Origin of the sequence: Novosphingobium aerophilum, from assembly GCF_014230305.1 — a bacterium.
Lineage (GTDB): Bacteria > Pseudomonadota > Alphaproteobacteria > Sphingomonadales > Sphingomonadaceae > Novosphingobium > Novosphingobium aerophilum.
Map to the genome: position 1 here is coordinate 28,780 of NZ_JACLAU010000017.1, position 21,056 is coordinate 49,835.

Sequence of the window (21,056 nt, forward strand, 5' to 3'; positions counted from 1 at the left end):
CCGCAATGGCCCGGCGCGGGTTAGCCACGGTCGGATCGGGTCCCGCCCGACCCGGTCCTGCGGGCCGGGCGAAAGGCAAGCCGGGCCCTAGCCGGCCGGCTTGCGGAAGCGCAGGACCATCTGGTCGGTCGCGTCGTGCAGCTTGAACACCGGCAGGGTGTGATCGTCCTCGACCCGGCGCAGCGCCATCGATTCGTCGTCCATGACGAAGCCGGCCCTGAGCACGCCGCTGATGACTGCCGCCTCGTCGATGCGGTGCAGGGTGCCGGCCTCGCTTGTCCCGGTGCCCGCCGCGCCGCGATGGTCAACCACCAGGTAGGTCCCGCCGGGCTTGAGCGCGGCAAACGCCGCCTTGTTCGTGGCATCGGCGTTGCCGCCGCGCAGGTAGAGATCGTGATAGTTCTGGCTGGTCCAGATCATGTCGAGCTTTTCCGGGGCGGCGATGGCATCGCCCCGCACCAGCCTGACGTTGGGATAGGCCTTAAGTATCGGATCGAAGCGCTCGGTCATGCGGCTCGGGCCGGTGCCGGGCAGCCAGGCATAGACCGTCCCGCGCGGCCCCACGGCCCTGGCGAACAGGCGCGAGAAGTACCCGGTCCCGGGCAGCAGCTCACCGATCTTCATGCCGGGACGGATCTGGGCGAAGGCCAGCATCTCGGCGGGCTTGCGCGCCGCATCGCGGGCCGTGTCATCGGCCGGACGGGCCTTGTCCGCCACGGCCGCAGCGATCGGGGCCGCCGGCTTGGCCAGCGCCGGAGCGGTTAGCGCCAGCGCCACGGCGCCGGTCAGGATCTTTGCCATCACACGCATGCCCAGTCTCCTCGTTTGGCGGACCACCCTAGCCCGCGCTTCGCACAATCTCCGCCCAGCCGGCCTCGTCGATCACGGGAATGCCCAGCGCCTCGGCCTGCTTGAGCTTCGATCCGGCACCCGGCCCCGCCACGACCAGATCGGTCTTGGCCGACACCGACCCGGCCGCCCGCGCCCCCAGCGCCTCGGCCTGGGCCTTGGCCTCGTCGCGGCTCATCGTCTCGAGCTTGCCGGTGAAGACCACGGTCTTGCCTGCCACCGGGCTGTCCTTGGTTTCGACCACGTAGTCCGGGGGAGAGACCTCCGAAAGCAGGTCGTCCCACACCGCCACGTTGTGGGGTTCATGGAAGAAATCGCCCAGCGCCTCGACCACGACGGGGCCGACCCCTTCGATACCAAGGAGTTCGGCGCGGGCTTCCTCCCCGGAACGGGGAGGGGAACCACCCGCAGGGTGGTGGAGGGGCAGGCTGTCGGCGGGCATAACCTCGCCCCCGAACCCAAGCTCTCCCTGCCCGCCACGGTGCCCCTCCACCGGCTCCGCCGGTCCCCCTCCCCGTTCCGGGGAGGAAGCAAGCGCCGCCACGGCTCGCAGCGCTGGCAGGGTGACGAAGCGCTTCATCAGGTCCCGCGCCGTCACCGCGCCGACATGGCGGATGCCCAGTCCGAACAGCAGCCGGGCGGCATCGGGGCTGCGCTTGGCCTCGATCGCTGCCAACAGGTTGTCCACAGACTTGTCCTTCCACCCCTCGCGCCCGACGATCTCGTCGCGGCGGCGGCGCAGGCGGAAGATGTCGGCCGGGCTTTCCAGCCAGCCCAGCGTGAAGAATTCGGCGATGGTCTTTTCGCCCAGCCCCTCGATGTCGAGCGCCGCCCGGCTGACAAAGTGGCGCAGCCGCTCGGTCCGCTGGGCCGGGCAGACCAGCCCGCCGGTGCAGCGCACATCCACCTCGCCCTCCTCGGCCACCGCTTCGGACCCGCATTCGGGGCAGTGGTCGGGAAAGGCATAGGGATCGCCGGGCGCCTCGCGGGTCAGGTTCTCGACCACCTGGGGGATGACGTCGCCGGCGCGCTGCAGCACCACCCGGTCGCCCACCCGCACGCCTAGCCGGGCGATCTCGTCGCGGTTGTGCAGGGTGACGTTGGTCACGGTCACCCCGCCGACCGAGACCGGCCGCAGCCGCCCGACCGGGGTCAGCTTGCCGGTGCGGCCAACCTGGATGTCGATCGCCTCCACCGTGGTCTCGGCGCGTTCGGCCGGGAACTTGTGCGCCAGGCCCCAGCGCGGCGCCTTGGCGACGAAACCCAGACGACCTTGCCATTCCAGGCTGTCGACCTTGTAGACCACGCCGTCGATGTCATAGGGCAGGTCGGCCCGCTGGTGGGCGATCGCGGCATAGTGCGCCAGCGCCGTCGCGGCATCCGGACACCGCACCAGCAGCGGCGACACCGGCACGCCCCAGCCCGCGATCCGCTGCATCATCGCGTACTGGGAGGTCTCTGGCACGGCGGAGGCCGCGCCCCAGCCGTGCGCGAGGAAGCGTAAAGGCCGACTGGCGGTGACCCGGGCATCCTTCTGCCGCAGCGATCCCGCCGCGGCATTGCGCGGGTTGGCGAAGAGCTTGTCGCCCTTGTCCTCCTGCGCGGCGTTGAGCGCGAGGAAATCGGCCTTGGCCATGTAGACCTCGCCGCGGATCTCGAACAGGTCGGGGACCTCGCCGGTCAGCATCTGGGGAATGTCGGCAATGTGGGCGACATTGCCGGTCACGTCCTCGCCCACCTGCCCGTCGCCGCGCGTCGCCGCGCGGACCAGCCGGCCCTGCTCATAGCGCAGCGAACAGGACAGGCCGTCGATCTTGTCCTCGGCGGTCAGGGCCACCGGGGCATCCTCGGGCAGGTTCAGGAACCGCCGCACCCGCGCCACGAAGTCGGTTACGTCCTCGTCGCTGAAGGCGTTGTCCAGGCTCATCATCCGCACCTCGTGCGTGACCTTGGACAAGGGCGAGGCCGACACCTCATGACCGACCTGACGCGACGGGCTGTCAGGCCGGATCAGGTGGGGAAAGGCGGCCTCCAGCGCGGCATTGCGGCGGACCAGCGCGTCATAGTCGGCGTCAGAGATTTCGGGCGCATCCTCCGCATGGTAGCGCCGATTGTGGTGGGCGATCTGCCGGGCAAGCCGCATCAGCTCGTTCGCGGCCTCGGCCTCGCTCATGTCCGCCGGATTCACTCTGCCTTCCCCAAAACCGTGACCATCATGTCGCGCCGGATGCGAAAGCCCAGCGATTCGTACAACCGGATCGCCCCGGCATTGCCGGCATAGCTGTGCAGGAAGGGCCGATCGCCGCGCGCGGCGAAGCCCGCCATGACCCGTCGGATCAGCCGTGCCGCCAGCCCCTGCCCACGATACTGCGGCCAGGCGCAGACCCCGCTGACCTCGGCCAGTCCGGCCTGCGGCTGCATCCGCTCGCCGGCCATCGCCGCCAGCCCGCCATCGCGATGGACCCCATAGAACGGGCCGTAACGCCGCGTCGCCGGGCCCCAGGGACCGGGCCGGGTCGCTTGCGCCAGCGCCGCCATGGCGTCCGCGTCCTCCTCGCCGAGCACCGCGATGTCCGGGTCGGCCTCCAGGCCCGGACCCGGGCCATCGGCGATCATCTGGACCAGCGGGGCCTCGCGGATGACCCGCAGACCCGGCGGCGCGGCCAGCGCATCGGGCTGCACGATCCACAGCTCACCGCCATCGTCGATCAGGGCCGCAAGATCGCGTTCCGCCCCCGGTGCCGCCGCGGCGAACGGACCGAAGGCCGGATCGATCCGCAGCGCCCCGCCATGCCGGCGGGCGAGATGGGCCTGGCGACCGGTCAGGCTGTGCCACACCGGAAAATCGAGCGCATCGTTCACCGCTCAGGCCTGCTCGAGCAGGCGATCCGCCTGGGCGCGGGCCTCGGGAGTCACCTCGGCGCCAGACAGCATCCGGGCAATCTCCTCCTGCCGCCCGGCCGCATCGAGCAGGGCGACCGAGGTGCGCGTGACGGTCCCCTCGCTCGACTTCTCGATGAAGTAGTGCCGGTTGCCGCGCGCGGCGACCTGCGGACTGTGCGTGACGGCCAACAGCTGGCCACCCGCCGCCAGACGGGCCAGCCGCTCGCCGATCGCGCTGGCCACCGCACCGCCGACCCCGCGGTCGATCTCGTCGAAGATGACCGTCGCCGCCCCGCCTTCCTCGGCCAGGGCAACCTTCAGTGCCAGGATGAAGCGCGACAGTTCGCCGCCGCTGGCGATCTTGCCGAGCGGAGCGAAATCGGCACCGGGGTTGGTGGCGATCAGGAATTCGACCGCGTCCATGCCCCCGGGACCCCAGCGATCTTCGGGCAGGCGCAGCACCTGGGTGCGGAAGCGCGCGGCGTCCAGCCGGAGGGGCGCAAGCTCGGCCGCCACGGCGCGATCCAGCCGCTGCGCCGCTTCGACCCGCATGACCGACAGCGCCTCGGCCCGGGCCTGGTACTCAAGCTGGGCTTCCTGCGCGCTGGCCGCCAGAGCGGCGATCTCGCCCTCGCCGCCTTCGATCGCGTCGAGCTGGGCCCGCATCACCTGCATCCGGTCGGGCAGATCGTCCACCGCGCAGCCATGCTTGCGCGCGGCGGCGCGCAGATCGAACAGGCGCGTCTCGATCCGGTCGAGCGCGGCGGGATCGTGGGCCAGCGCCTCGGCGGCGGCCGAAAGACGATCCTCGGCTTCCCCGGCCTCGACCACGGCACGGTCCAGCGCGGCCAGCGCCTCGGCCAGCAGCGGGTGCTCGGCAGCGATCCGGTCGAGCCGCCGCGCCGCGCCGCGCAGTTGGGCCAGCGCCGAATCCGATCCGAGCCACAAGTGCTGAAGCTCGGCCAGATCCCCGGCGAGCTTTTCGCCCTTCTGCATCGTGGCCCGGGCCAGTGCGAGCTCGTCCTCCTCCCCGGCAACGGGTGCAAGGGCCGTCAGCTCGGCCAGGTGCGCCAGCAGCAAGTCCTGGTCAGCCGCCGCCTGGGCCACCCGCGCCCGCAAGGCGGACAGCCGGTCCTCCGCCATGCGCCAGGTGCGCCAGGCGGCCTCGACCCCGGCCACGTCCGCCCGGGCGTAGCGATCGAGCAGGGCGCGGTGTCCCCGCGGATTGACCAGGCCGCGATCGTCATGCTGGCCATGCAATTCGACCAGAAACGCCGCGATATCGCGCAACAGGGCCACGCCCACCGGCTGGTCGTTGAGGAAGGCCTTGCTGCCGCCATCGGGCTTGAGCTGGCGCCGGACGATCAGTGGTTCGCCGGGCTCCAACTCGACCTCGGCCTCGGCCAGCGCGGCGCGGATGCCCTCGGGCAGGACCTCGAACTCGAAACTGGCCGAAACCGATGCCTTGTCCTCGCCCGCCCGCACCAGCCCGCTGTCGGCGCGGTTGCCCAGCACCAGGCCGAGCGCATCGAGCAGGATGGATTTGCCCGCGCCGGTCTCGCCGGTCAGCACGCCCAGCCCGCGCCCGAACTCCAGGTCGAGCGCCTCGATCAGGACGATGTTGCGGATCGCAAGTCGGGTCAGCATCGGCAGGCCATATGTTCGCGCGCTGTTCTAGCGAAGGCAAGCGGCGAGGTCACGCCATTGCGCCGCGGCGATCACCAGTTTTTTGTTCGCGCAGAGGCACAGAGGCGCAGAGATCTTCCGCGTGCCCCCCCCCCCCGCGAAGCGGGCGCAACAACCGGTGCGATCCAATGCGCAGTTTGAACAAGAGCGCGGCGCTGCCGCTGCCGCGACCTCTTTGCGCCTCCGCGCCTCTGCGCCTCTGCGCGAACCTGAACAAAAAACCCCCGCCGAAGCGGGGGCTTTTGCATAACCAATGACGTCCCGGATCAGATCCCGGCGATCGCCTGATCGACCAGCGCCTTGTCGGCCCCGGCATCGTGGCGGGCCTTGATCAGCGAACCGGCCGCAGCGGTCGCGGCCGCAGCCGCGCGGGCGCGCAGGTCCTGGACGGCCGCCAGTTCGGCGGCGGCGATCTTCTCGCCCGCCATCTTTTCCCGCCTGGCGATCAGGTCGGTCGTGTCCGCCTCGGCCTTCTTGACGATGGCTTCGGCCTCGTGCCGGGCATGGTCGAGCATCTCGGCCGCCTCGCGTTCGGCATTGGCGATCTTGTCGGCATACTCCTGGCGGAGCGCCTCGGCCTCGGCCCGCAACTGCTTGGCCTCGTCGAGCTGATGGCGGATTTCCGCGATCGACTTGTCGAGCCCCGACGTGATCACGCCGGGAACCTTCTTCCACAGCATGACGAGGATCAGCGTGGTCATCGCCAGGGCGACGAACCAGCCGGCGCCGAGCCCGGCCACGGTCGGTTCGGCGGCTTCGTGGCCGCCAGCATGCTCGGCAGCGGCGGCGAGCAGGGCAATCAGATCAGCCATGGAGCGCTTCCTTCACCGCGCCGCGCGCCGTGGCGGCATCGACGGTCAGGCCTGCCAGCCGGGCAACGATGTCCCCGGCCGCCTCGGCCGCGACGGCCTCGATCTCATCCAGCGCGCCGGCCCGGGCCGCCGCGATGCGCGCCTCGGCCTCGGCCAGGCGGGCATCGATGCCCTGCCCTGCCACCGCCAGCCGCGCTTCGGCCGCCTTGGCCGCTTCGGCCTTAGCCGCGGCGATGGTCGCCTGGGCCTCGGCACGCTGACGATTGGCCTGGGTGCGCCAGGCCTCTTCCTGGGCGTCTGCCGCCTTCCGCGCGGCATCCGCCGCAGCCAGATCCGCGGCGATCTGCTTGTCGCGCGCATCGACCGTCGCCATGACCTTGGGCACCATGCCCCGGCCGACGACGAAGAAGACAAGGCCGAAGAACACCAGCAGCCAGAAGATCTGGCTGGAATAGGTGGTGGCCAGCTGAGCTATCTGAGGCATTGCACAGGTCCCGGGCTGGAACGGGTCGACCCGGGGCGGAGCGTCCGGTGAAGGAGCGCCGCCGCCCGCGGGCGGTCAGTCGGTCGAATTCGTCAGGCGACGAAGACGAGGATCATCGCGACGACGAACGACAGCAGGCCCAGAAGTTCCGCGGCGGCGAAGCCGATGAACAGGCGGCCCTGCTGGCCGTCGGCAGCGCCCGGATTGCGCAGCGCGCCTTCCAGGAACTTCGCGAAGACGTTGCCCACACCGAGCGAGGCCAGGCCAGCGCCGATTGCGGCCAGGCCAGCACCGAGAAGCTTTGCGCTCTGAGCGTCCATGTCAAAAACTCCTTGTTCTTATTCCGTTAGGGAATGTGTTTGAGAAATCAGTGGAGGTTCTCAGCGTCGTTCAGATAGACGCAGGTGAGAAGGGCGAAAACGTAAGCCTGGATCCCGGCGACCAGCAGCTCGAGCGCGCAGATACCAACCATCAGCACGAAGCTGGGCAGCGCGGCGATGCCGAAGGTGAGCGCGCCGCCGTTGGTGCCCGAGATGACGAAGCCGGACAGCACTTCCAGCAGGACGTGGCCGGCCATCATGGCGACGAACAGACGCAGGCCGAGCGAGAACGGGCGCACCATGAACGAGATCAGCTCGATCGGGAAAATGATCGGGATCATCAGCACGGGCGTGCCGTGGGGCACGAACAGCGAGAAGAAGTGCAGGCCGTGCTTGGCGAAGCCGACCACCAGCACGATCGAGAAGCTCATGATCGCGAGCACCCCGGTCACCGTGAAGTGGCTGGTCGGGGTGAACGGGTGAAGGCCGACCAGGGCCAGCGGGAGCAGGCCGAGCAGGTTGGCGAACAGGATGAACATGAACAGCGAGAACACGTAGGGCAGGTACTTGCGCCCGTTGGCCCCGATGTTCGAGCGCAGCAGATCGTCGACGAAGCCGGTGAAGCTTTCCACCGCCATCTGCCAGCGACCGGGAACGACCGCCTGCTTCGCGCCGCCACCGATGAACACCATCAGGACAAGGGCGGTGATCGCCATCCACAGCGCCGAATTGGTGAAAGCGATGTTGTAGCCCGCGATCGCCAGATGATCGGTGCCGAACAACGGCTCGATCGTGAACTGGTGTACCGGATCGACCTTGCCTTCCGCCACTTTCCGTAACCCCGTGTTCGACCAAAAATCTTTGCCAATCAACCTATTCAGGCGGACGGCTGGCAATTCGGATGATGTTCCGGAAGGCCACGACGCCCCCCATGCACAACATCACGAGGAGCCCCTGGTGCCGTGTCGTGCCCAGGGCCTGGTCCACGACCCAGCCGATGAACGCGCCACCTGCAAGCCCCCCCACCAGCTCACCCAGCACCCGGTTGCCCATGCGATAGTTCGCGTCGGACTCCGTCTTGACCGGGGCATTGCGCTGTTCTTCCCGCTCGCGCGCGGCCTTCAGCCGCTGCTCGAGCGCGTCGATCCGCGCGTCTTCGCCGATGGACTTCTCTTCGGGTGTTTCGTCGGTCACGCCTTGCTCCGCGGTCTGTGGTGCTCGGCACGCCCAACGGTCACCCGCCGAGAGCGCCGCCCCCTTAGGCGGGCGGTTAAACCGAGTCAACCGCATCGGCTTTGTCCTTTGGTATGCCGTCCCGGCCCCATGGCCGCCAAACAGCAACCCCGCCGGAGCGGGGTCGCGGCGGGGTCACGGCAAGGGCGGCCGCGCGGGCCGGCGAAGCTCAGGGACAGCGCGGATCGCGTTGCGGCGGGGCGCTGGTCCGGGTCGCCCACGAACCGTCGGGCGCCTGGTACTTCTCGCCGGGCGCTGTCCGGGCAATGGCCTGGCAACCGGCGGTGAAGGCATACTCCTCGACCGTGGCGTGCTGGGCCTGGGCCTGCTGGGCGTAGACCGCCTTGCGCTTGATGTTGAGGTCCTCGACCAGGGCCTTCAGATCCCCGCTCGGCGGGACGACGAAGCCGAGGTAGCCGTCCATCCGCTCACCCACCTGCCCGGCGGCGCGGGCGGCGGCATAGGCCGGGTCGCGCTGGGCGAGCGCCGGGGCCGCGACCAGGGCGGCGCCGAGCGTGGCGGCCAGGACCGCGACGGAGACAGAGCGGCGAAACAGGGTGGCGGCCATCATCAGAAAATCTCCGGGTTCTTCTCGATCGTCTTGTCCGCATCCGCGGCCAGGCGGTAGACCACCTCCTGCTGGATGTTGATGTTGAGTTCGATGACGATCGGCTTGTCGGGCGCATTCACCGAAATGCACCCCCCCGTCGCCAGCGATCCCGCCACCAGCATTCCTGCCGCCAGCATCACCTTATGGCCCCGAACCCGGCCCCGCTTGCTTCGTCCCTGCATCGGCAGCGTTTTCGCAAGCGAAGCGCGATCGGTCAATTCACGAGGGATTATGGCTTGGTCTCGCTGACTGGGGGCTGAATGCCGGGCGCCACGGGCCTGGCCTGGGCCGGACGCGACAGGGGACGCCCCTGCGCATCGACCAGGCCCAGGCTGCGCGGGTCCTTGATGTAGGCCGGATCGTACATCGCCTTGACCGAGGTGATCAGGCTGTAGAACGGCGCGCGCAGGTTGACGTTGAACTGCAATGGCAGGCGGGCCAGGCGGCGGGTGAGGATGTTCTGCCGCGTCCCGTCGCCCTGCTTGACCCCGTCGAACCGGACGCGGGTGACGATCTCGCCCTCCAGCGCTCCGTCCATCGCGATCCGCATCGCGCGATAATCGAGCGACTTCAGCGCATCGAAGGCGAAATTGGCGATCGGCGACAGGTCCTTGTAGGTCAGGGCCCCGACATAGGACAGGTTGCCGCCCGGCGGGCGCGAGACCAGCAGTCCGCCCTCGATCCGCCCCCCGTTCTCGTCGAACACCAGCGGCAGGCTGCCGTCGAAGGATCCGTTGGCGGAGAGGTTGCTCAACTCCATCCGCTCGATGAAGTGCGCGGCATCGAGCCCGGCAATGTCGATCACGAAGCGCCGCGTCTCGGCCACGCCGAATCGCAGTTCGGTGGGTCGCAGCGCGATCGCCCCGCCCAGGAACGGCCAGCGCGCGCCCTCGATCGCCACGACCGAGCCGGGCTTGAGCTGGAACCGCATCTCGCCGTCGAGCGCCTCGATCCCCGGGTTGATCGAAGCGATGGTGATCCGCTGGTGCGGCGCGGTGACCAGGCCGAGCAGATCGGTGAACTCCACCTCGCCGCGGATGCCCTTGGCGGGGCCGAACGCGGCGGCCAGGTCCAGCGCCGCGGTGCGGAACCGGCCGGTGCTGCGCAGGCGATCCCCGGCCCAGTCGATCCGCCCCTCGCCTTCGACCGTTCCGCTGACATTGGCGACCACGCCCAGCAACTGGCGGGTCAGTTGATCGGGCTGGAGCGCCTTGTCGAAGGTCAGCCTGGCCACGTCCAGGTCGGCATGGCCCCGGGCCGTCGCCAGATCATGGACCAGCGCGACGCGGGTCACGTCGCGACGCGATTCTGGCTCGCTCAGGCGGGCGCTCGCGGTGATGCGGTTGTCGGCCAGGGTCAGGCTGGCGCCGGCGGCCTGCAAGGGCTCGAACCGGGGGACCCGCTCACGGTCTTCCAGCCTGAACTGGGCATCATCGATGGTCAGCCGGCCACCAGCGTAGCGCCAGGTCCCCGCTGCCTCGCGCAGGTCAAGCGGAACGGCGGCCAGCCGCACGTCGGCCCCGGCGAAGGTCCCGGCGGGATCGCCCGACAGCCGGGCCTTGAGATCGGCAATGCGGAAGTGGCTGGCCGTCGCCGCCGGGCCGAGCGTGATATCGAGCGCGCTGACGAACAGCCCGCCCGGTTCGGCATAGCCCGCCGCTCCGCTGGAGATCCGCAACGGCGTGCCGCCCAGCCGTCCGGCGAGGTCGAGCGAGGGCGTTCCCACCGCCAGCCGCAGTCCCCGGCCATCGTCCCGCACGATCGCCCCGCCGGCGACCGGGCACAGCCTCAGGCCGGGACCATCCAGCGCCAGATCCGCGATCGCCAGGGTGGTGAACGTCACCTTGGTGCAGGCCGGCCACAGCGCGAGGCGCCCGCGCGCATCGCGCCGTCCCGCGATGGGCACGGTCAGACCGGTCACCTGCCCGCCGGGCAGGGCGCCGCTGGCCTGCACGGCCCCGGCAAAGGCCAGGGCGCCGCTGCGATCCTGCTCCACGATCAGACGCGGCACCGCCAGCCGGGCCGAGCCCGCCCGATAGTCGGCCATGGTCAGGCTGATCCGGGTGCGGCCCCGCAGGCCCGGTTCCAGCCGGGCGCTGATTTGCGGCAAGTCACGCCCGGCCGTCACCAGATTGCCAGCCAGCCGCGCGGGCCCCTGCCCGATTCCCAACTGCAGCCGTGACAGCGCCAGCAGGGTCGTGCCGCTGCCGCCGGTCAGCCGCCCCTGCGGCACCACCAGGTTCAAACCTAGCGCCCCGGCGCGCAGCACGTAGTGCGCGCGCAGATGGCTGCCGCGCTCCTCGCGCGCGAGCGCCGTGCGCATCTGCCGCAGCAAGGGCGCGGCCAGCGTCTCGGCCCCACCCTGCTCCAGCGCCCCGAGCCGCCGGCGCAGCTCCGCGCCCGCCCGCACGCCCCCGGCATCCAGCGTGCCTTCCACCTCGACGCGATCGAGCGCGCCGCGGCTGCGCAGGACCCCGGACAGCGCGAGCGTTCCGGCGGCGGCCTGGGCCTGCTCCAGACCACGCCCGATGAGGTCATAACGGGCGGTCAGACCAGCGCCGCGATAGGTGGCATCGATCGCGCCGTTCCAGCCAATCGCCCGAACATCACCGGCAGCCATGGCCCTGGTCTGCAGCGTGATCCGCCCCGATCCGCCATAGAGCGACCGGTCCCCGCGCAGCGCCAGCCCCATGGTCACGTCCCGGGCCGCCAGCCCCCCCCGGTCCGGACAGGACACCCCGCCCAGCCGGAGCGGCCCGTCCAGGGCCGGGCGGGCCCGCTCGATGCGGACCTGGCCGAACAGACTGGCCCGCTCAAGCGTGCAGCCACCCGCCCGAAGCTGCGGGGCGACAAGCCCGAGATGGCCGACGAAACCGTCGCGCAGTCCGCCCTGCCCTTCGAACGAGACCCCGATCGGCCCATGGTCACCCAGCAGCCGCGCCCGTCCGTCCTGCACCGTGAGGTTGAGCGCGGGAAGCTGCGGTGGCTGGCCGTCCGAGGGTCCGAAGAGGAGCGGATCGAGCACCCCGAAGCTGATCCGGTTCCCCTGCCAGGTTCCGTAAATCCGGGGCCGGGTGAGGCGCACCGCGCCGATCCGCGGGCCACCAAGCCCGAACGACAGGACAACCTCGGCTCGCGGAATCACCAGATCGGGATCGGCCGGATGGCCGATCACCACATCGCGCAGCACCTGCCGCGTGGGGCCGATCGATTCGATCCGATAGGTGGCCGGCAGCTTGAGGTCGCGCAACTGGCTGGCGATGACGCCATCGGCGATACGCTCCCGCGCCAGCCAGACGGTGCCCAGACCGGCGAGGATCAGCAACCCGGCCGAGGCCATCCAGCGCCACCGGCGCGAGGTCGATCCCGCGGGCCATTCAGCCGCGCCCGGTTCGGGCTCGATCGGCACGGCGCGGGGCGCGGGGGGATCGTCGGCGGCGGCCTCGCTCATCGTCCTACCCTTGCGCTCTCGCCTGCGGAAAGGCAATGCTGCCGGTTCGGGTCGCACGCTCCCCAGGAGGACCGTATTGACCTCTCCCGACATGTTCGACGACGATCCCGATGCCCCGCCGGCAGCCCAAACCGGCTCGGCCGGCCATCGCGGGCGGCTCCGGGCCCGGCTGCTGGCCGGCGGGATCGATGCCTTGGGCGACCATGAGATTATCGAGCTGCTGCTGATGGGCGCGATCCCGCGGCGCGATGTCAAGCCGCTGGCCCGCAGCCTGCTGCAACGCTTCGGCTCGCTGGCGGCGGTGCTCAACGCTGATCCCCGGGCCTTGCAGCACCACCCGGGCATGGGCGAGGCCAGCGCCGCCGCCCTGCGGATCGTGGCCATCGCCGCCCGGCGCCAGGCGCGCGAGCAGGTCCGCGCCAGTCCGGTGCTCAGCTCGTGGCAGGCGCTGATCGACTACCTGACCATCGACATGGCCCATCTGACGGTGGAACGGGTTCGCATTCTCTATCTCGACACCCGCAACATGCTGATTCTCGACGATCATGTCGGCGATGGGTCACTCGACGAAGCGGCGATCCATCCGCGCGAGGTGATCCGCCGGGCGCTCGACATCGGCGCTGCGGCGCTGATCCTGGTGCACAACCACCCGTCCGGATCGCCCGAGCCGAGCCGGGCGGATATCCAGATCACCCATCGCATCGCCGAGGCCGGGCGGCTGCTGGGGATCACCGTTCACGATCACGTGATCGTCGCCCGCGGCGGCCATGTCTCGCTCCGCGCCAAGGGTCTGATATAGGGAGCCGATGAGCGAATCCGGAAAGCCGGCCTGATGTGCCTTGCCGCCCTGGCCCATCAGGCCCACCCGCGATGGCGGCTGGTGATCGCGGCCAACCGGGACGAATTCCACGCCCGCCCCGCCGCTCCGCTGGCCCGCTGGACCGATGGCAGCGGGATCATCGGCGGGCGCGACCTGTCCGCCGGAGGGACCTGGCTGGGCCTGACCGAGGCCGGGCGGCTGGCGCTGGTGACCAATTACCGCGTGCCCGGCTTTCCCCGCCCCGAGCGTCCGTCACGCGGGGGGCTGGTCACCGCGGTGCTGGGCGGGGCGGACCCGGCTGCGGCCGGGCTCGCCGCGATGAATCCCTGCACGCTGCTGACGGTCGACCCGGCCGGGGCCTGCATCCACGGCAACCATCCCCAGCCCCAGGCCAACCCGCTGACGCCGGGGGTCCATGGCCTGTCGAACGGGCCGATCAGCCCGCCCTGGGCCAAGACCCGCCGGGTGATGGACGCGCTGGAACGCTGGCTCAGGCAGGCCGCCACCGGCGATCCCGCCCCGCTGTTCGCCGCCCTGGCCGACCGCACGCCGACCGCCGCCACCTGGGACGAGGGCGGCCCGGAGCCCCGCCTGTCCAGCGTGTTCATCGCCGATCCGGACTATGGCACGCGGTGTTCCACCGTCGTGCTGGTCGACCGGGATGGGCAAGGCACCATCTGCGAGCAGCGGTTTGATGCGGACGGCCGCCCCGCAGGGACGGAAACCATCGCCTTTCGCTGGTGAAAGCGGCCCGCCCCCTGTCCCGGGGCCTTGCCATTCGCCGCCCTGCGCCCTAGCGGCCCGCAGCAGCACCGCGCCCTTGTCCGCCAGGAGTCGAACCATGGTCCCCCGTTACGCCCGCCCCGCGATGACCGCGATCTGGGAACCGGAAGCGCGCTACCGGATCTGGTTCGAGATCGAGGCCCATGCCACCGAGAAGCTGGGTGAACTGGGCGTGGTTCCGCCCAGCGGGGCCAAGGCGCTGTGGGACTGGTGGGCGACCAACCCGGCGATCGACGTCGCCGCGATCGACGCGATCGAGGCGGTGACCAAGCATGACGTCATCGCCTTCCTCGACTGGGTAGCGCAGCAGGTCGGTCCAGAGGCGCGCTTCATGCACCAGGGCATGACCAGCTCCGACGTGCTCGACACCACCCTGGCCGTGCAACTGATGCGCGCCGCCGATATCCTGCTGGACGATCTGGATGCCCTGCTCGCCGCGATCAAGCGCCGGGCGCTGGAGCACAAGTACACCCCCACCATCGGCCGCAGCCACGGCATCCATGCCGAACCGACCACCTTCGGCAAGAAGCTGGCCGAGGCCTATGCCGAATTCAGCCGCTGCAAGACCCGCCTGATCGCCGCGCGCGCCGAGGTGGCGACCTGCGCGATCTCCGGCGCGGTCGGCACCTTCGCCAATATCGATCCTTCGGTGGAAGAGTATGTGGCCGAGAAGCTGGGCCTGGCGGTGGAGCCCGTTTCGACCCAGGTGATCCCGCGTGACCGGCACGCGATGTTCTTTGCCACGCTGGGGGTGATCGCCAGCTCGATCGAGCGGCTGGCGGTCGAGATCCGCCACCTGCAGCGCACCGAGGTGCTCGAGGCCGAGGAATACTTCTCGCCCGGCCAGAAGGGGTCGAGCGCGATGCCGCACAAGCGCAACCCGGTCCTGACCGAGAATCTGACCGGGCTGGCCCGCATGGTCCGCTCGGCCGTGGTTCCGGCGCTGGAGAACGTGGCGCTGTGGCACGAACGCGACATCTCGCACTCTTCGGTCGAGCGCTTCATCGGCCCCGACGCCACGATCACGCTCGACTTCGCGCTCGCCCGCCTCACCTCGGTGGTCGACAAGCTGCTGGTCTATCCCGAGCGGATGCAGAAGAACCTCGACAAGATGGGGGGCCTGGTCCACTCGCAGCGGGTCCTGCTGGCCCTCACCCAGGCCGGGCTGGAGCGCGACGCGGCCTACCGGCTGGTCCAGCGCAACGCCATGAAGGTGTGGGAATCGGACGGCCAGCTCAACCTGATGGAACTTCTCAAGAATGATCCGGAAGTGACTGCTGCACTTACGATTGAGCAGATCGAAGACAAGTTCAACCTGGACTATCACTTCAAGGCGATCGACACGATCTTCGCCCGGGTGTTCGGCGAATAGGGCTCGTTCGCGCGCGTCCCGCTCAGAAGCTCAAGGTCAGGTTCAGGCTGCCATAGCGCGTGGTCGCCCCGGGCGGGGCGTTGGGGGCCGTGCGCAGGAAGCGCCCCTTGGCGAGCAGCACGGTGGTGATCTCGAACCGCCAGCGCTGCGGCACCAGCCACCAGCGGATGCGCCCGTCGAACTGGTGCCCGGCCCAGGTCCCCGAGGCGCCGCTGACGTCACGCACGCCGGTCGAGGAGAACGCATCGCGGCGGTCGGCCAGCCATAGCGCGCGATAGCCGAGAAAGGCATCGACCCGCTTCGACGGCGTCACCTCCACCCGGATCCCGGGCGAGACGACATTGCTGCGGACGATCGCGTTGTAGAGCCCGGCCGGGGCGAGATCGGCCCGGCGCATGCCGTAGAGCGTGTCGAAGCGGCCATAGGAGCCCCCCGGCCCATCGCCGCTCGCCCGGTCGAACTCCAGTTGCACGTGCGGCTGCCACGGCCCGGTGAAGCTGTAGCCGACATGGGCCCGCACGAAACTGGCGCTGACCGACTGGCGCGGGGCACCCGCCGCCGCCGTGGCGCTGATCGAGCCCCACTGGTAGATACCCTCCAGCCCCCACTCCACCGCGCCGGGGCGCGGCTCGCGGACCAGGCGCAGGCTCAGCGTATCGAGCGAGCGGTCGCGACTCGGCCGCCCGGGAACATCGCGCTCGCCGAGGTGGAGGAAGGCGATCTCGCGCAGCAGCGGCGAGCCCTTGCGCTGCTGCGCCAGGAACCCGCCCCACAGCACCGTGTCGAAGCTTTCCTTGTCCAGCGCGAAGCGGTTGGCGCGCAGCCCCGGCCCGTCGTCGGGCAGGCGCAGCAGCGGCAGGGCATAGAACACCGTGGCCTTGATCCCCGAGGGCGTGGCGATATCTCCGCGCAGGCCGGTGAAGGCGGTGATCGTGTTGCGATAGTCGTCGATCGCCACCAGCCGGCGGGACCCCAGCGAGAGGCCGAGCCGCCCGGCCTGGACGCTGGCCGTGCTGCCCGGCCCGAACACCGGCCCCAGATCGGCCTGGACATAGGCAATCACCGGCTCGAGCGTGTTGACCTCGCCCGTGCCCAGCGGCGTGCCCGGGTTGGCGCCCCCCACACGGCTGTCGTGCAGTTCGCCGACCAGGTGCAGCCAGTCGCGCTGCCAGGCGGCGCGGATCTGGGTGCGGCTTTCGTAGAGGACGTCGTGGCTGTTGGCTCCGGTGCGGGCCTGCCCGTCGATGGCATCCAGGCGCAGGCGGATCGTGCCGGTCACGGTCAGGCCGTCATGGCCGGTCTCCGCCCGCAACGGCGCCCCCGCTGTGCCGGCCAGGGCCCCGAGCCCGGCCAGCGCGATCGCACTCCAACGCATGGGTCCCCCTTCTGCCCACCCCCGGGCAGCCCCGCGACAATAGCATGACGGGGCCCGTGCGCACACAGGCCCCTCAGGTTTCAGGCGTATGACACCGTCAGAACGAGACCTTGATCGTCCCGCCGAAGGTGCGGGGATCGCCCGGCTGGCCGGCGATCAGCCCGACATTGCCCGGCGCGACCTGCAGCAGGTCCATGAAGTTGGTGTCGAAGGCGTTGCGCACCCAGGCGAAGACGTCGAGCCCTTCCCCCCGGAAGCCGGCGCGGACGTTGGTCAGGGCATAGGCATCGACCACGGTGTAGCGCGACGGGGAAGCGTTCGAGTTCCAGCTCGACCGGTAGTTGCCGTCGACCCCGAAGTAGATCTGCCCGTCCTTCTCGAGCAGCTTGGCCGGCACGTTGTATTCCGCCCCATAGGAGAAGGCCCACTTCGATACGCCCGGCAGCGCCTGGCCCGAGATGTCGCAGGCGCGAGGGCTGGGCGAACCGGGCACCCCGGCCAGCGACAGGTCCGGCGTCACCCCCACCGCATAGAAGGTGCCGCCAGCGAGTTCCGGCGGGCACGGCGCGTTGGTGAAGCGCTTGTACTTGGCGTCGGTGTAGGCGCCGTTGGCATAGGCGGTGAACCGGTCGCTGGCGACGATCTTGAAATCGGCCTCGATCCCCTGCGAACGGACCTTCTCGGCATTGGCCAGATAACCGCGCACCGTGCCGAACTGGCCGCCATTCACCGTCGCCTGGAAGTCCTTGATGTCGGTGATGAAGGCGCTGAGGTTGAAGGTCGCGCGGCGGTCGAGGAACTGGGTCTTCAGGCCAGCCTCGAAGTGCAGGACCGATTCCGGGCGGACCGTGCTGGTGCTGAGGTCCGGCTGGTTGTTGGCGTCAAGCGGGAGACCGTTCTGGTTGATGCCCAGGGTCTTGAAGCTCTTGGCGAAGGTCACATAGCCCAGCACGTCGCGGGCGAACTTGTAGTTGACGTTGAAGTCATAGGTGAAGTTCCAGGCGCTGGCCGAGGGCGTGGTCAACTGCGGCTGGTAGACCCCGCACTGCGCGGTCAGCACGGCGTTCCCGGCGGTCGCCGTGGGGGCGCAACTGGGGATCACCACGCCGGCTCCGGTGGTCACCACGCGCTGGTAGAACCCTTCCTTCTTGTCGTAGTTCAGGCGCACGCCGGGCTGGATGGTCAGCTCGGGAGTCAGCTTCCAGCTGGCCTGGCCGAACAGCGCGGCGCTGTCGCTCTTGAGGTACTGGGTGTTGGTCGCGGTCAGCCCGGCCAGCGTCGCCGGGATGTTGGCCACATTGGTCGGCGAAGTGGACGGCGACAGGCTCCACAGCGCGGCGTCAGTGCCCTGCTGCTCGGTGCCCTGGGTGTCGATCCGCTGCTTGAACCCGAACAGACCGACCACGAAATCGATCGTGTCGCCCGAGTAATTGTAGCGGAACTCCTGGCTGTACTGGTTCTGCTGCGACGGGTTCTGCGACTTGGCGACGATCGACAGACCGGTGAAGTCGCGATCGTTCTCGGGCTTCCAGTCCCAGAAGCGCCAGGCCGTGATCGAGGTCAGGCTGCCCGCGCCCAGCTCCCAGTTGGCCTTGAGCGAGACGCCGCCGATCTTGTTGCCGGCGTTCAGGTTGGAATCGAGATCGGTCAGGCGATCGTACGGATTGGTGCTGGGCACGGCATAGTTGCGCCCGGGATTGGCCGCGTTGATCGCCGCGACACGGGCGGCGTACTGGCGGTTGAGCGCGCGCTGGGTCAGCCCGGTGCGGACATAGACCGTGCCGCAGCATTCCGGATCCTGCGCGCTGTAATCGCCCGAGAGGGTCAGCGAGAGCGTGTCGCTCGGTTTCCACAGCAACTGCGCGCGCAGGCCGATGTTGTCCTGCGCGTTGATGAACTGACGGCTCGTGACGTTGTAGATCGTGCCGCGGCGGCTGGTGACGGCGCCGGCCAGCCGGATCGCGACGGTGTCCGACAGCGGACCGGACACGGCCGCCTTGCCCTGCTTGAAGTTGAGGTTGCCCACGGTCAGCTCGGCCCGCCCCTCATAAGTGAAGGTCGGCTGGTTGCTGGTGATGTTGATCGCCCCGGCGGTGGTGTTCTTGCCGTAAAGCGTCCCCTGCGGCCCGCGCAGCACCTCGACCTGGGCGATATCGAGGAAGTCGAAGGTCGCGGCGGCGACGCGCGCGTTGTAGACGTCATCCACATAGATGCCCACGCCCTGCTCGAAGCCGTCGCTGGTCAGCCCGAACGGCGCCCCCAGCCCGCGGATGTTGACCGAGGTGTTGCGCGGGTTGGAGGTGTAGACCTGCAACGTCGGCGCCAACTGCTGCAGGCGCACGATGTTGAAGTTGCCGGTCGATTCGACGCTGTCCGCCTTGATCACCGAAATCGCCAGCGGCACGGCCTGGGCGGCCTCCTGGCGGCGGCGGGCGGTGACGATGATGACGTCGCCGCGCGCGCCCGTCGCGTCATCGTCGACCTGGGCGGCGGCAGGCTCGCCCGGGGCAACGGCATCGGCGGCGAGCGCGGCTTCGGGCAGAAGGGTCAGGCCGGCGGCCAGGGCGGTGGCGGCCAGCAGGCCGGAACGGACGAACGTATGCATGATCCAATCCTTGCGTAAGGGAATGGATGCATCCGGAGGCCCGGTCTGCATCGAAAGGGTCCGGCGGAACGCGGCCGGGACGCGGGGTAAGACCTTGCGGACAGCCGGTGCCCGGCAGGTCCGGTCAGGTGAAGCGCTGGCGCTCGGTCACTTCGAGCTGGACCACCCGGCCATCGTGGATGGTCAGACCGATCGTGCCGTAGCGCAGCCGGGCAATCGCCTTGGCGACCGCATCGAGCGCAATGCTTGCCACCTGATCGGCCGGCGGCGTCTCGCGCGGCGGCAGGGGCTGCGGATGATTCGGGTTGGCCATGACAGGGTGCCTCCTTCGGGCTCCCCGTTTAACTCTACCTAATCAGTAGACAACTGTAGGATCGCTTGCCGGTGGCAAAGCTGAGGTTTGTCGGCTCAGTCCGCCAAGGCCGGGGCCGGATCGTCCGCGAAGGGCGGCTCGACCTCGATCGGATCGGCCAGGGTCATCCGGTCGAGCATGGCCGCCATCTCGTCGCGCAGGGTCAGCATCAGCCCGCGCAGGCGGCATTCCACCTCCGGCAGGCAATTGGTGCAGTGTTCGTGCGCATTGCGGCTGGCGCAGGGCACCAGGGCCAGGCTGCCGCGGGTCAGGCGGATGATGTCGCCATAGCGGATGTCGACCGGCGGCAGGGCGAGCTCATAGCCGCCATCGCGGCCGCGATGCGAGATCACCAGACCTTCGCGGACCAGCTCGGCCAGGATCACGGTCAGGAACTTGCGCGGGATGTTCTGCGCTTCGGCCACGGCGTCCAGCCGCACCGCCCCCTGCTGCCAGTGATCGGCCAGGTGCTGCAGCGCGCGGATCGTGTAGCGGGTCTTCTGCGAGAGCATGGGTCACCATGTGCCCTCGCCCGGCGGGAAGTCAACCGTACCGGTAGAAATGCCCGGTCAGGCGGCCGACGAATCCGGCGCGTACTTCTGCATCAGCGCAAAGGCGCGCTGATACCATTCGTCGCCGGGGTAATTGCGGCCGAGCACCGCCGCCGCCTTGCGCGCCTCGTCGGGCAGGCCGAGCGACAGATAGCTCTCGGTCAGGCGGAAAAGCGCCTCAGGCGTGTGGCTGGTGGTCTGGTACTTGTCGACCACGGTGCGGAAGCGCAGCGAGGCCGCCAGCCACTTGCCCTCGCGCTGGTAGGCCCGGCCGATGGTCATTTCCTTGCCCGCCAGGTGATCGTTGATCAGGTCGAGCTTGAGCCGCGCATCGGCGGCATAGCGGGTGTTGGGGTAGCGCCGCATCAGCTCGTTCATCGAGGCGAGCGCCTGGGCCGTGGCCTTCTGGTCACGCGTGACGTCGCTGATCTGCTCGTACTGGCTGATCGCGATCAGGTAATAGGCGTAAGGCGCGTCCTTGTTGCCCGGGTGGATCGACAGGAACCGCTGCGCCGCCTGGATCGCCTTGATGTAATCGCGCGCCGCATAATAGCTGAAGGCGCTCATCAACTGGGCGCGACGGGCCCAGGGCGAATAGGGATGCTGCCGCTCGACCTCGTCGAACAGGGCCGCCGCTTCCTTCACCCGGCCCCGGTCGAGCCGGTCCTTGGCGGCGAGGTACAGCGTATCGACGTCGCGCGCGACATAGGCCGTGTCGCGCGTCTTGCCGCCCCGGCCGCCGCACCCGGTGGTGAGCAGCAGGGCCGTGGTGGCGACGGCGAAAACGGCGAGCTTGAACGGCGAACGGGTCTGCATGGCGTCAGGCTATAGCCAGCGCGGGGATGAACGCCAAGTGAAAGGACAGCACCC

Annotated in this window: 20 protein-coding genes; 3 read left to right on the forward strand and 17 right to left on the reverse strand. The window is 69.6% G+C overall.

The window, feature by feature from the left end:
* Positions 1-87 precede the first annotated feature (87 nt).
* The 12 genes from H7F49_RS11200 to H7F49_RS11255 form a co-directional block, all read right to left on the reverse strand.
* Positions 88-810: a class I SAM-dependent methyltransferase gene (locus H7F49_RS11200; protein WP_235982097.1), complete on the reverse strand. Its 723-nt coding sequence runs from the start codon at positions 808-810 to the stop codon at positions 88-90.
* A 28-nt stretch (positions 811-838) separates the two neighbouring features.
* Entirely contained in the window at positions 839-3,022 is a 2,184-nt protein-coding gene (ligA, locus tag H7F49_RS11205; RefSeq protein ID WP_185683724.1) for an NAD-dependent DNA ligase LigA, read from the reverse strand.
* A gap of 11 nt (positions 3,023-3,033) precedes the next feature.
* Positions 3,034-3,711, reverse strand: a complete 678-nt coding sequence (locus H7F49_RS11210) for a GNAT family N-acetyltransferase (protein ID WP_185683692.1) — start codon at positions 3,709-3,711, stop codon at positions 3,034-3,036.
* 3 nt (positions 3,712-3,714) lie between these two features.
* The gene (gene recN, locus H7F49_RS11215) at positions 3,715-5,379 is read right to left on the reverse strand and encodes a DNA repair protein RecN (protein ID WP_185683693.1); all 1,665 of its coding nucleotides are present in this window, start codon (positions 5,377-5,379) and stop codon (positions 3,715-3,717) included.
* Between the two features lie 305 nt (positions 5,380-5,684).
* Entirely contained in the window at positions 5,685-6,230 is a 546-nt protein-coding gene (locus tag H7F49_RS11220) for a F0F1 ATP synthase subunit B family protein (RefSeq protein ID WP_185683694.1), read from the reverse strand.
* A complete protein-coding gene (locus H7F49_RS11225; protein WP_185683695.1) occupies positions 6,223-6,714 on the reverse strand; it encodes a F0F1 ATP synthase subunit B family protein in 492 nt (163 codons plus the stop codon). Before H7F49_RS11225 ends, H7F49_RS11220 begins: the two co-directional genes overlap by 8 nt.
* A gap of 92 nt (positions 6,715-6,806) precedes the next feature.
* Positions 6,807-7,034 carry a F0F1 ATP synthase subunit C gene (locus tag H7F49_RS11230; protein WP_185677931.1) on the reverse strand — a complete coding sequence of 76 codons (228 nt, stop codon included), beginning with the start codon at positions 7,032-7,034 and terminating at the stop codon, positions 6,807-6,809.
* A 47-nt stretch (positions 7,035-7,081) separates the two neighbouring features.
* Complete coding sequence (locus H7F49_RS11235) at positions 7,082-7,864, reverse strand: F0F1 ATP synthase subunit A (RefSeq protein ID WP_185683696.1); 783 nt, start codon at positions 7,862-7,864, stop codon at positions 7,082-7,084.
* Positions 7,865-7,907: 43 nt separating this feature from the next.
* On the reverse strand, positions 7,908-8,228 hold the full coding sequence (locus H7F49_RS11240) for an AtpZ/AtpI family protein (RefSeq protein WP_328806684.1): 321 nt from the start codon (positions 8,226-8,228) through the stop codon (positions 7,908-7,910).
* A gap of 208 nt (positions 8,229-8,436) precedes the next feature.
* A complete protein-coding gene (locus tag H7F49_RS11245; protein ID WP_185683725.1) occupies positions 8,437-8,835 on the reverse strand; it encodes a YdbL family protein in 399 nt (132 codons plus the stop codon).
* A 2-nt stretch (positions 8,836-8,837) separates the two neighbouring features.
* Positions 8,838-9,095, reverse strand: coding sequence for a YnbE family lipoprotein (locus H7F49_RS11250; RefSeq protein WP_235982099.1), 258 nt, complete (start codon positions 9,093-9,095; stop codon positions 8,838-8,840).
* Positions 9,096-9,106: 11 nt separating this feature from the next.
* Positions 9,107-12,328: an intermembrane phospholipid transport protein YdbH family protein gene (locus H7F49_RS11255; protein ID WP_185683698.1), complete on the reverse strand. Its 3,222-nt coding sequence runs from the start codon at positions 12,326-12,328 to the stop codon at positions 9,107-9,109.
* A 91-nt stretch (positions 12,329-12,419) separates the two neighbouring features.
* Between H7F49_RS11255 and radC the strand changes: the two genes are divergently transcribed.
* From radC to purB, 3 genes are all read left to right on the forward strand, one after another.
* A complete protein-coding gene (radC, locus tag H7F49_RS11260) occupies positions 12,420-13,127 on the forward strand; it encodes a RadC family protein (RefSeq protein ID WP_185683727.1) in 708 nt (235 codons plus the stop codon).
* Positions 13,128-13,160: 33 nt separating this feature from the next.
* Entirely contained in the window at positions 13,161-13,892 is a 732-nt protein-coding gene (locus H7F49_RS11265) for an NRDE family protein (RefSeq protein ID WP_185683699.1), read from the forward strand.
* Positions 13,893-13,989: 97 nt separating this feature from the next.
* Entirely contained in the window at positions 13,990-15,303 is a 1,314-nt protein-coding gene (gene purB / locus H7F49_RS11270) for an adenylosuccinate lyase (RefSeq protein WP_185683700.1), read from the forward strand.
* A 22-nt stretch (positions 15,304-15,325) separates the two neighbouring features.
* On the opposite strand, the gene H7F49_RS11275 is transcribed toward purB, so the two are convergent.
* From H7F49_RS11275 to H7F49_RS11295, 5 genes are all read right to left on the reverse strand, one after another.
* Complete coding sequence (locus H7F49_RS11275; protein ID WP_214647771.1) at positions 15,326-16,678, reverse strand: alginate export family protein; 1,353 nt, start codon at positions 16,676-16,678, stop codon at positions 15,326-15,328.
* Between the two features lie 97 nt (positions 16,679-16,775).
* Positions 16,776-19,283, reverse strand: a complete 2,508-nt coding sequence (locus tag H7F49_RS11280) for a TonB-dependent receptor (protein ID WP_185683701.1) — start codon at positions 19,281-19,283, stop codon at positions 16,776-16,778.
* Positions 19,284-19,407: 124 nt separating this feature from the next.
* Entirely contained in the window at positions 19,408-19,596 is a 189-nt protein-coding gene (locus H7F49_RS11285; RefSeq protein WP_185683702.1) for a YezD family protein, read from the reverse strand.
* A gap of 95 nt (positions 19,597-19,691) precedes the next feature.
* Positions 19,692-20,147 (reverse strand): RrF2 family transcriptional regulator, encoded by a 456-nt coding sequence (locus tag H7F49_RS11290; RefSeq protein WP_185683703.1) that lies wholly within the window; start codon positions 20,145-20,147, stop codon positions 19,692-19,694.
* A gap of 57 nt (positions 20,148-20,204) precedes the next feature.
* Entirely contained in the window at positions 20,205-21,002 is a 798-nt protein-coding gene (locus tag H7F49_RS11295) for an outer membrane protein assembly factor BamD (protein WP_185683704.1), read from the reverse strand.
* Positions 21,003-21,056 lie beyond the last annotated feature (54 nt).